The following is a 10,801-nucleotide window of genomic DNA, read 5'->3' on the forward strand; positions in this document are numbered from 1 at the left end:
CGTCACGCAGGTAGACGCGGTGCGTCTCCAGCGCCTCCTTCGGTCCGACGATGACGCGGCGCGAACGGGCGTCGAGAAAGACGACGTAGAGCGGCTCGCCGGTGGCGATGCCGATGCCGCGGCGCTGGCCAATCGTGAAGTGCAGGATGCCCTCATGGGTTCCGAGCACGCGGCCGTCGAGATGGACGATCTCGCCGGCGAGCGCCGCATTCGGCTTCAGCTTGTTGATGACGTCGGAATATTTGCCCTGCGGCACAAAGCAGATGTCCTGGCTGTCGGCCTTCTTGGCGACGACGAGGCCCATCTCTTCGGCGAGCCTGCGGGTCTCGGCCTTCGGCAGGCCGCCCAGGGGAAAGCGGAGGTAATCGATCTGTTCCTGCGTCGTGGCAAAAAGGAAATAGCTCTGGTCACGGTCGGCGTCGGCCGGGCGGAAAAGCGCGCGGCGGCCGGGATTATCCGGCGAAGGATTCCGTCCCGAGCGGATATAGTGGCCGGTCGCCAGCGCATCGGCGCCAAGGTCCTTGGCGGTCGCCAGCAGATCGGCGAATTTGACGGTCTGGTTGCAGGAAACGCAAGGTATCGGCGTTTCGCCCGCCACATAGCTCTCGGCGAAGGGATTGATCACCGTCTCGCGGAAGCGCTTTTCGTAGTCGAGCACGTAATGCGGGATGCCGAGCGTTTCGCAGACGCGGCGCGCATCGTCGATATCCTGGCCGGCGCAGCAGGAGCCGGCGCGGTGAACGGCTGCGCCGTGATCGTAAAGCTGCAGCGTGATGCCGAGCACGTCGTAACCCTGCTGTTTGAGAAGGCCGGCGACGACGGATGAATCGACGCCGCCCGACATGGCAACGACGACTCGGGTCTCTTCCGGCTTCTTGTCAAAATCCAGTGTGTTCAACGGGTGCTGCCAAATTCTGTGTTGTTTCGATCCGCCGTTCTGACTTCGGAATGTGGCGGATTTCCTACATTTCCGGCGGGATCGGCCGCCAGCTTTCATGGGCGACGGATATAGAAACTATTGCGCCCGCGCGCAAGTGCCGGCTTTCGGCCGAACTTGGCGGCGGCGTATGCCACGCCGATGGAAGGTGATGCGGAGGTGCCTGCGAGATGGACCCTATTCTGCCGCTTGACGGCGATCTTGCGCCGGCGGCTCGCTCATCACTGCCCGCATGCGCGGAAGTGCATCGGGATATTCGCGGCGGATGAAATCGATCAGTTTCTCCCGTACCTCGCAGCGAAGGTCAAAGGTGCGGTTGGAATTCGATGCCGATACGAGGACGCGGATCTCCATGACCGTCTCACGAAAATCCGTGACAGCGACGTTCACGACGCGGCGGTCCCACAGCGTCGAAGCCTTCGCGATCTCCTCGATCTTTCCACGCACCGCATCGACAGGCACGCTGTAGTCCAGATAGATCATCACCGTGCCGATCAGCGCTGAACTTTCGCGCGTCCAGTTTTGAAACGGGTTCTCGATGAAATAGCTCAGCGGCAGGATAAGGCGCCGCCAGTCCCACAATTGCAGGACGACATAGGTCGAAGTGATCTCCTCCACTCGCCCCCACTCGCCTTCCACCAGCAACGCATCGTCGATCCGGATCGGCTGGGTGATGGCAAGCTGGATGCCGGCAAACAGGTTCTTCAGCACCGGCTGAAGCGCAAGGCCGACGACGATACCGGCAACGCCTGCAGATGCGAGCAGGCTGACGCCATATTGCCGGACCGCATCGAAGGTCATCATGCAGGCTGAAATCGCGATGACGACGATCAGCAGGTTGATGACACGCTCCATGATGCGTGTCTGCGTGACATGCTTGCGCGCCAGAAGATTGTCCTCGGCGTCGAGCTTGAACTGGCGCAGATAGACCGTCATCCAGATATGCTTGGCGGTCTTTGCCATCCAGGCGACCAGGATGATGAAGAAGATCAGCAGGAAGTGGCGCACGGTCGCCGATTGATATTCCGTCAGCGGCGAGACCGTCGCACCGATGGAAAGGGCGGCTGCCAGCATCGCAAGTCTCACCACCCGTTTTAACCGGGAGACGAGGGAGCGCCAGAAGAGATCCTTGCTCTCGACGAAGCGCGTCAGCAAGCGAAAGAGAATGCGATGCGCAAAGAGCCCCACTGAGATGACCGCCGCGAAGATGACTGCGCTTGCAAGCCAGTCGGGGAGCCAGATGCCTGCGGCGCGAATGTCGTTCAGAAATTCCGTCATGCAGGTGCAGTTAGAGTGCAATGCAGCATCGGAAAGTGACGAGTCGAAAAAATGGCTTCACACAAGAAAGGCGCAGCCGAAGCTGCGCCTCATGAAAAGCAGGGGTGCGGCTCAGGTGCCGATCAGCTTGTTACAGGCGAATGCGATGCCCGGATTGGCAATGATGACAGTCACGATCGCCAGTCCGATCATCGACAATGAATAGCGTTTCATATGCATTCTCCTTCTCCAGCCCAAGGGAAGTATGCCGGTTCGACCGCCATTTTCAAAATGACGAATGCTTGATGGCATCGGGCGGCATGCCTGCTTATCACATACGCGACGAGGCGGCCTTCGGGGCGCTGCCATAAATCAGCGCTTCCGCCTCATGCTGCGGCATCGGCCGGCCGAGCAGATAACCCTGCACCTCGCTGAAGCCCTCTGCGCGCAGCTTCTGCAACTGCTCTTCCGTCTCGATCCCTTCGGCCAGCGTCGTCGCGTTAAAGCCGGAGCCGATGCCGACGACAGCGCGCACGATGGCGAGATTGCCGGCATCCGTCTCGATGCCGGAAACGAAGCTGCGGTCGAGCTTGATCTTGTCGAAGGGGAAGGATCGGAGATAACTCAGCGACGAATAACCGGTGCCGAAATCGTCGATGGCGATGCGGAGGCCGAGTTCCTTCAATGCGCGCAGCCGCGGCAGGCTTTGGTCGGCATCGGTCAGGAATACGGATTCGGTGATTTCGATTTCAAGCCGGTCGGCATTGAGGCCGGTCTCGTCGAGCGCCGCGACCACCGTCGAAAGCAGGCTCGCATGCCGAAACTGGCTGACGGAGAGATTGACGGCGATCCTCAGATGGGCGGGCCAGCCGGCGGCCGCGCGGCAGGTTTCCCGGATCACCCAGTCGCCGATCGGCAAGATAAGGCCGGTTTCCTCGGCGAGCGGAATGAATTCCATCGGCGCCACCAGACCGCGCTTGGGATGGCGCCAGCGGATCAGCGCCTCGAAGCCGCCGATGCCGTCATTGTCGAGCTGCACGATCGGCTGGTAATGCAGCTCGAACTGGAGCTTCTCCAGCGCTTCCCACAGCTCGGCGGTCATCACGTGCCGGCGCTCGGCGGCAAGCCGCATCTCCGTCTCGTAGAAACGATAGGTCGAGCGCCCGCTCTCCTTGGCGGCATAGAGCGCCAGATCCGCATGCCGCATCAGCACATCCGCGTCGCCGGCATGATCGGGCGCCAAGGCGATGCCGATGCTGCAGGTGACATGCTCCCGGGCGCCGTCGAGATCGAAGGCGCGGCTCAGCGCCTTGAGCAGCCGCTGCGCAAAACGCCCGGCCCGCTCCGGTTCGTCGAGTTCCAGCACGACGGCGAATTCGTCGCCGCCGAGACGGGCAACGAGATCGCCCCCCTCCGCCAGCTGCAGCAGCCGCTCCGACACTTGGCAAAGCAGCGCGTCGCCGGCGGCATGTCCCTTGCTGTCGTTGATATGCTTGAAATGATCGACGTCGATATAGAGCAGCGCGATCGGGCTGTCGGCGCTCGCTTCGGCGGCCCGCCGGCGAATATGCTTGGAAAATGCCGCCCGGTTCGGCAGGTCGGTGAGCGAATCATGCATGGCGAGATGGGCAAGCTTCGCCTCGACGGAGCGCTCTTCCGTCACGTCCTGCGAGATGCCGAGCAGATAACGCGGCGCATGGCCCTCCGGCGTCGGCAGGGCGCGCTTGATGGTGCGGAGGATGCGCGGCACGCCATCGGCGCGCAGCATCGTCTCCTCGAAGCTGATCGTCGCATTGGCTTCGAAAGCGCGGCGATCCTGCTCGCGGAAGGCGTCCGTCTGGCCGGCGGGAAACAGCGCCCGGTCGGTTCGGCCGACCACATCCTGCGCCTTCATGCCGACGATATCGCCGCAGGCCTCGTTGAAGAGAACGTAAAGCCCGTCCGCTTCCATGTCCTTGACGAAGACGCCGACGGGTAGGTTATCGACGATGCTGTCGAGAAGCGAGCGCGTATCGCCGACCTGGCGTCTGGCGGCATTGATCTCGCTGCGATCCTGCACGATCGCCAGGATCGCAGGCTGCCCCTCGAAACGCACTTCGCGACCATAAGTCAGCACGTCGAAGGTCTCGCCGTTCGCCTTGAGGTGAACCCAGCGCTCTGCCTTTTCCATGTCGGTACGGCCGCTGACGGCGTCGATCATCCGCTCCCGTTCATGCTCGGGGCGGATATCCAGAACCGTCATGCGCCGGTACTCGTCCGCCCCATAGCCGTAAAGTGCCGCCGCCGCCTCGTTGACGATGAGAAAATGCAGCGACACAGGATCATAGACCCACATCGGTGACGGATGCGTTGCAAACAACGACCGGAAGTCGTCGTTTAATGCTTCGATCTGCTCGGTCTTCTGCAAGAGGGCCATGGAAATTCGCGTGCGGTTGATGCCGATCTCAGCTCTATACCGGGAAAAGTTAAATAAAATCAGAATCATAATCAGGGCTAAACTTTAGGCTTCCGCCTTCAGAATGTGCAAAAGCGGCGATTTGCCATCGCGATCTCGGGCCTCGATATAATAATTGAGGCACCATGGAACAATTTCTCGATCGTGCATTCCTGGGCATCGAAGTCGCAAGCCAGTTGCTGAGGAGGGTTTTATGGGCAGGTTCGGCACGACGACGGATTACAGCAGGATCAGACACTGGATCGAAGAACGTGGTGGCCATCCCGCCCGCATCAAGGACGCGAGCGATAGCGAAACCGTCCGCGTCGATTTTTCCTCGGAAACACAGGAAGAAATTTCCTGGGACGAATTCTTCCAAGGCCTCGACGGCAGCAGGCTCGCCTTCCTTCACCGCACCAAGGCTGAAGACGATGTCGCCCGTTTCGGCAGGCTCGTCCGCCGGAAACGCCGGCACCATTAATTTGTTTCTGAAACAGCAAAAAACCCGGCGCCGTTTCCAGCGCCGGGTTTTTCATTTCCTTGGGAGGAAAAACTCAGTCGATATTGAAGGTCAGCGGTTTTGCCTGGCGTACCGCCTGGTGGGCGGTCAACTCAGCAAGCACGGCGTCATCCACCTTGCCGTCGACATAGAGCAGTGCGATGGCGTCGCCGCCCTGCTTGTCACGGCCGAGCTGGAAGTTGGCGATGTTGACGCCGGCAGCACCAAGCGTCGTGCCGATGAAGCCGATCATGCCGGGAACGTCGGTATTGGTGATATAGATCATGTGCGAGCCGACATCGGCATCGAGGTTGATGCCCTTGATCTGGATGAAGCGCGGCTTGCCGTCCGAAAACACCGTGCCGGCGACCGAGCGAGTCATGCTTTCCGTCGTCACTGTCAGCTTGATATAGCCGTCGAAGACACCTGTCTTGTCGCGCTTGACCTCGGAGAGCACGATGCCCTTTTCCTTGATCATGATCGGCGCCGAAACCATGTTGACGTCGGCGACCTGCGGACGGATGAGGCCAGCGAGCACAGCACTCGTCAGCGCTCGCGTGTTCATGTTGGCGGTGATGCCGTCATAGAGAATTTCGATTTCCTTGATCGGCTCTTCGGTGACCTGGCCGACGAAGGCGCCGAGAACGTCGGCGAGACGGATGAAGGGCTTCAGGATCGGCGCTTCCTCAGCCGTGATCGACGGCATGTTGATGGCGTTGGAGACCGCGCCATTGACGAGGTAATCCGCCATCTGTTCAGCCACCTGCAAAGCGACGTTCTCCTGCGCCTCGGTCGTCGAGGCGCCGAGATGCGGCGTGCAGACAACGTTCGGCAGGCCAAAGAGCGGGCTTTCCTTGGCGGGCTCGACCTCGAATACGTCGAAGGCGGCACCGGCGACATGGCCCGACTTGATCGCCTCGGCAAGCGCTGCCTCATCGACCAGGCCGCCGCGGGCGCAGTTGATGATGCGCACGCCTGGCTTGGTCTTCGCCAGTGCTTCCTTGTTGAGGATGCCGCGCGTCTTGTCGGTCATCGGCACATGCAGCGTGATGAAGTCGGCGCGGGCAAAAAGCTCTTCCAGCTCGACCTTGGTGACGCCCATCTCTTCGGCGCGCTCCTTGGAGAGGAACGGATCGTAGGCGACGACGTGCATTTTGAGGCCGATGGCCCGGGCGCAGACGATCGAACCGATATTGCCGGCGCCGATGACGCCGAGCGTCTTGCCGGTGATCTCGACACCCATGAACTTCGACTTCTCCCACTTGCCGGCCTGCGTCGAGGTATCGGCTGCCGGAAGCTGGCGGGCGACCGCGAACATCAGCGCGATCGCGTGTTCGGCTGTCGTGATCGAGTTGCCGAAGGGCGTGTTCATGACGATGATGCCGCGGCGCGAGGCGGCCGGGATATCGACATTGTCGACGCCGATGCCGGCGCGGCCGACGACCTTGAGGTTCGTCGCCCGCTCAATGATCTTTTCCGTCACCTTGGTGGCAGAGCGGATGGCCAAGCCATCATACTTGCCGATGACTTCGAGCAGACGGTCTTTGTCCTTGCCGAGCTGCGGTTCGAAATCGACTTCGACGCCGCGGTCGCGAAAAATCTGGACGGCAGTTTCCGACAATTCGTCGGATACGAGAACGCGAGGTGCCATGAGGGCCTCCTTCAAAAGTGTTCAGCGATGAATGAATCAGGAATGCTGGGCTCCGCCCTATGGCGGAGCCGATGCGATCACCTCAGGCGGCAGCCTGATTAAGCTGTGCCTTCTGCGTCTCGAAGGCCCAGGAAAGCCAGGGCATCAGCTTCTGCATGTCGGATGCCTCGATCGTGGCGCCAGCCCAGATGCGCAGGCCCGACGGTGCGTCCCGGTAGTGGCCGACGTCATAGGCGACACCTTCCTTTTCCAGCAGCCCGACCAGGCCCTTGGCGAAATTCGCCTGGCCGTCGTCGTCAAGCGCTGCGATGTCCTTGTCGACGATCTTCAGGCAGACGGAGGTGTTGGAGGCCGTTTCCGCCTTGACGGCGAGATTGGCGATCCAGTCGTTTGCCGCGACGAAATCGTGGATGACCTTGGCATTGGCATCGGCACGCGCGATCAGCCCCTTGAGGCCGCCGAGGCCCTTCGCCCAGACAAGCGCATCGATATAGTCCTCGACGCAGAGCATCGACGGCGTGTTGATCGTCTCGCCCTGGAAGATGCCTTCCGTCAGCTTGCCGCCCGAGGTCATGCGGAAGATCTTCGGCAACGGCCAGGCCGGCGTATAGGTGACCAGACGCTCGACGGCGCGCGGCGAGAGAATGATAACGCCGTGTGCGCCCTCGCCGCCCAGAACCTTCTGCCAGGAGAAGGTGACGACGTCGAGCTTGGCGAAATCGAGTTCCTGCGCGAAAGCGGCCGAGGTGGCATCGCAGATCGTCAGGCCCGTGCGGTTATCAGGGATGAAATCGGCGTTCGGCACGCGCACGCCGGAGGTGGTGCCGTTCCAGGTGAAGACGACGTCGCGGTCGAAATCGACGGCGGAGAGATCGGGAAGCTCGCCGTAACCGGCTTCGAGCTTGCGCACATCCTTGAGCTTCAGCTGCTTGACGACATCGGTGACCCAGCCGGCGCCGAAGCTTTCCCAGGCGAGCATATCGACGCCGCGTTCGCCGAGCAGCGACCAGAGCGCCATTTCGACGGCACCGGTATCGGACGCCGGAACGATACCGATGCGGTAATCCGCCGGCACTTCGAGAATTTCACGGGTAAGGTCGATGGCTTGCTTGAGCTTGGCCTTGCCGACCTTCGCGCGGTGCGAACGGCCAAGGGCCGCGTCGGAAAGGGCTTCGAGCGACCAACCGGGGCGCTTCGAGCAGGGGCCAGAAGAAAAATGGGTATTGTGCGGACGGATGTCCGGCTTTGCGGTCTTCGCCATGATGCTATCCTCTCAGATAGAAAGCCCTTCGTTGGGGAAGGGTGTCCCGCCGCCGTGTGTATGGATCCGGCGCGTCATAGTCAAGATCGAAGTGTCGCGGGGGGGGGGACATATTTTGACGCAGAGCGGTAGGGCCGCAATACGAAAAGCCGCCCGGTTGGGGCGGCTTTCAAATGTCTGGGAATTGGACTTACTTGTAGACAGGCTGCTGCAGCGGGATTTCCGGCGGCGGTTCGTAGCTCGCCTGAGCGCAGCCGCCGAAGAGATAGCGGGCACCGACGCGGGCTTCGTGAACGCTGAGACCCTTGTCGCGGCCCGGGCCGCCATTGTCGGCATAGCCGAACATGTTGCCGCCATCGATATGCAGGTAGCGGTAACCGACATCGGCCTTGATGTTGCACGTCACGTCGATCGAAGCGCCGGCCATCAGGGCGTAGGTGAAGCGCCAGTTGCCCTTGCCGCCATGGGTGACCTGGTCGTCGCAGAAGCTGCCGTCATCGGCGCAGGCGACGTTGCGCAGGTTCTTCCATTTCACGTAGGAACCACCGATGCCGGCGCCGACATAAGGCGTGACGTAGCCGTAGGTGCCGAGATCGACATAGGCGTTGGCGAGCAGCGTATAGGCTGTCAGCGAAGAGCGGTCGCTTGAGGTGCAATCCACCAGCGGAAAGCCGCACTGCCCAACCGTCGAGCCCTTGAAATCCGCCTGGGTGAGATAGTCGAAGGTCAGATCGGTGCGCAGATAACTGTTGATCTGATAACCGACACCGCCGCCGATCGTCCATGCGTCATCGAGATCAGCGTCGTCGAAATCGACTTCCGTGGCGTTGCTGCCCTGAAAATAGCGGGCGCCGCGCAGATCGGTAAAGGCATAGCCGACATCGCCGCGCAGGTACCAGCCGGCCGCTTCGGTGACCGTTACCTCGGGCGGCTGCTCCGGGATAGGCTCGGCAGGAGCGAAGTCCGCGGAATAGGCATTTGTCGCGATCAACAATGCGGCGAAGATGCCGGACAAGCTTCTTTTCATGGATCCCACTCCAAAATCTCGTTGCGTCGGCAGGCTCAATCGCCGCCAATCTGGTACGCTTCGTATGGATAATGAATTGGAAACGTTAAAAGCTGCTTAACTATAAATGGGAAGAAATGTTAAGAGCGAGATTGGCGGCAAGTTCCTCGATATCGTGGAGTTAGGTTCAAGCTGGCAGCCGCCGGACTCACCGAAGACCGCCAACTGCAAAGCCACGAACCCCGCCCCGTCAAATCGCCAGGTCGGTTTTGTTCGCCGTCAGATCCATCGGCTGCTCAATCGACAAATCTTGCTATTACTTCCATTGGGTCGCGTTTTCGGCGGCGCAGCCGTATGGTGGCAAGGAGGTGCCAAAGGTCGTTTTGAGCTTGGCACAGCCCCAGGCATTGATCGGGCCTGGCATGGCATTGTTGAGCGTGATGCCGATTTCATCGTAGGGGCTGTCGGTGTTGGTGATGTAGCGATACCAGCGGAAACCGGTAAAGATGACGAATGCGAGAGCGATCGTCAGCAGCAGGCGCACCAATTTTTTCATGATATTTCCTTTGAATGCAAACGCCGCCGTGTAGCATCCGCGTGTGGAGGTTGACAGCACTGTCACCAAGGCATCGGCGAATTTCCGTGGATGCCGTTTCGGTGCTCACTGCGCCCCGACATGCTGCAGCTGCCGAGGCTTGCGCTCTCTCGAAAGCCAAGCTGGCAAGGCACTGACATGTTGTGTTCGGAAGGGCGGAAACGGTTCCGGCGGGAAGTCGATCCGGAGTGGATCTTCGAAGGCGCCAATAGCGAAAAAGCCGGCGCTTGCGCACCGGCTTTTGATATTCCGTCCCGAAAAATCAGGCGGCGGTCCGGACGTTCGAGATCGTGCCGATGAGTTCGTTGACGATGCGCTCGATCTGGGCGCGGTCGTCACCCTCGGCCATGACGCGGATCAGCGGCTCGGTGCCAGAGGGGCGGATGACGAGGCGGCCATTCCTGGCAAGCTCGGCTTCGGCATCGGCGATCGCCTTCTGCACCTGGATATCTTCCAGCGGCTTGCCGCCGCTGATGCGGACATTGCGCAGGAGCTGCGGCACCGGCTCGAAGCGGCGGCAGACCTCGCTGACGGTCCGGCCGGTGCGCTTGACCGCGGCCAGGATCTGCAAGGCGGCAACGAGACCGTCGCCGGTCGTGCCATAGTCCGAAAGCACGATGTGGCCGGACTGCTCGCCGCCGACATTGTAATTGTGCTGGCGCATATGCTCAACGACATAGCGGTCACCAACCTTCGTCCGGGCAAGGCCGAGGCCCTTGTCCTCGAGGAAACGCTCGAGGCCGAGATTGGACATGACGGTCGCAACGATACCATTGCCGCGCAGCTGCTGGCTCTCGGCCCAGCTCTCGGCGATGACGGCCATCAGCTGGTCGCCGTCGACAATCGAGCCGTTCTCGTCGACGATGATGACGCGGTCCGCATCGCCGTCGAGCGCGATGCCGATATCGGCGCGCACCTCGTCGACCTTTTTCTGCAGCGCGACGGGGCTGGTGGAGCCGCAATTCAGATTGATGTTGGTGCCGTTCGGCTCGTTGCCGATAGTGACGACATCGGCGCCGAGTTCCCAGAGCACCGCCGGTGCCACCTTGTAGGCGGCGCCATTGGCACAATCGATCGCGATCCTCAGACCCTGCAGCGTCACATCACGCGGCAGGGTGCGCTTGGCATGCTCGATATAACGGTCATGCACGCCGTCGACAC

At 61.2% G+C, this 10,801-nt stretch carries 9 protein-coding genes; 1 reads left to right on the forward strand and 8 read right to left on the reverse strand.

All coding sequences use genetic code 11. From position 1 onward, the window contains the following. From mnmA to FY112_RS04490, 3 genes are all read right to left on the reverse strand, one after another. The coding region (gene mnmA, locus FY112_RS04480; RefSeq protein WP_151517814.1) for a tRNA 2-thiouridine(34) synthase MnmA at window positions 1–898 on the reverse strand (898 nt) is incomplete at its 3' end. A gap of 216 nt (window positions 899–1,114) precedes the next feature. Then, a complete protein-coding gene (locus tag FY112_RS04485; RefSeq protein ID WP_032991925.1) occupies window positions 1,115–2,215 on the reverse strand; it encodes a mechanosensitive ion channel domain-containing protein in 1,101 nt (366 codons plus the stop codon). A 310-nt stretch (window positions 2,216–2,525) separates the two neighbouring features. Beyond that, a complete protein-coding gene (locus FY112_RS04490; protein WP_151517815.1) occupies window positions 2,526–4,679 on the reverse strand; it encodes a bifunctional diguanylate cyclase/phosphodiesterase in 2,154 nt (717 codons plus the stop codon). 163 nt (window positions 4,680–4,842) lie between these two features. On the opposite strand from FY112_RS04490, the gene FY112_RS04495 reads away from it, so the two are divergent. Further along, window positions 4,843–5,109 carry a hypothetical protein gene (locus FY112_RS04495; protein ID WP_017961973.1) on the forward strand — a complete coding sequence of 89 codons (267 nt, stop codon included), beginning with the start codon at window positions 4,843–4,845 and terminating at the stop codon, window positions 5,107–5,109. A gap of 73 nt (window positions 5,110–5,182) precedes the next feature. Here the strand turns inward: FY112_RS04495 and serA are convergent, their stop codons facing one another. The 5 genes from serA to glmM form a co-directional block, all read right to left on the reverse strand. Next, window positions 5,183–6,778: a phosphoglycerate dehydrogenase gene (gene serA, locus FY112_RS04500; protein WP_026158859.1), complete on the reverse strand. Its 1,596-nt coding sequence runs from the start codon at window positions 6,776–6,778 to the stop codon at window positions 5,183–5,185. 82 nt (window positions 6,779–6,860) lie between these two features. Then, window positions 6,861–8,039, reverse strand: coding sequence for a phosphoserine transaminase (locus tag FY112_RS04505; RefSeq protein WP_094087469.1), 1,179 nt, complete (start codon window positions 8,037–8,039; stop codon window positions 6,861–6,863). A 190-nt stretch (window positions 8,040–8,229) separates the two neighbouring features. Beyond that, window positions 8,230–9,066 carry an outer membrane protein gene (locus FY112_RS04510; RefSeq protein ID WP_151517816.1) on the reverse strand — a complete coding sequence of 279 codons (837 nt, stop codon included), beginning with the start codon at window positions 9,064–9,066 and terminating at the stop codon, window positions 8,230–8,232. A 295-nt stretch (window positions 9,067–9,361) separates the two neighbouring features. Next, complete coding sequence (locus tag FY112_RS04515) at window positions 9,362–9,601, reverse strand: hypothetical protein (protein ID WP_094087467.1); 240 nt, start codon at window positions 9,599–9,601, stop codon at window positions 9,362–9,364. Window positions 9,602–9,902: 301 nt separating this feature from the next. Continuing rightward, window positions 9,903–10,801, reverse strand: an 899-nt coding sequence (gene glmM / locus FY112_RS04520; protein ID WP_151517817.1) for a phosphoglucosamine mutase, incomplete at its 5' end; no start/stop codon positions are given.

The organism is Rhizobium sp. PEPV16 (assembly GCF_008919455.1).
Lineage (GTDB): Bacteria > Pseudomonadota > Alphaproteobacteria > Rhizobiales > Rhizobiaceae > Rhizobium > Rhizobium leguminosarum_Q.

Excerpts from the sequence above, each read along its gene's own strand:
- FY112_RS04485 (WP_032991925.1), bottom strand. The coding sequence starts at position 2,215 with ATGACGGAATTTCTGAACGACATTCGCGCCGCAGGCATCTGGCTCCCC.
- FY112_RS04490 (WP_151517815.1), bottom strand. The coding sequence starts at position 4,679 with ATGATTCTGATTTTATTTAACTTTTCCCGGTATAGAGCTGAGATCGGC.
- FY112_RS04495 (WP_017961973.1), top strand. The coding sequence starts at position 4,843 with ATGGGCAGGTTCGGCACGACGACGGATTACAGCAGGATCAGACACTGG.
- serA (WP_026158859.1), bottom strand. The coding sequence starts at position 6,778 with ATGGCACCTCGCGTTCTCGTATCCGACGAATTGTCGGAAACTGCCGTC.
- FY112_RS04505 (WP_094087469.1), bottom strand. The coding sequence starts at position 8,039 with ATGGCGAAGACCGCAAAGCCGGACATCCGTCCGCACAATACCCATTTT.
- FY112_RS04510 (WP_151517816.1), bottom strand. The coding sequence starts at position 9,066 with ATGAAAAGAAGCTTGTCCGGCATCTTCGCCGCATTGTTGATCGCGACA.
- FY112_RS04515 (WP_094087467.1), bottom strand. The coding sequence starts at position 9,601 with ATGAAAAAATTGGTGCGCCTGCTGCTGACGATCGCTCTCGCATTCGTC.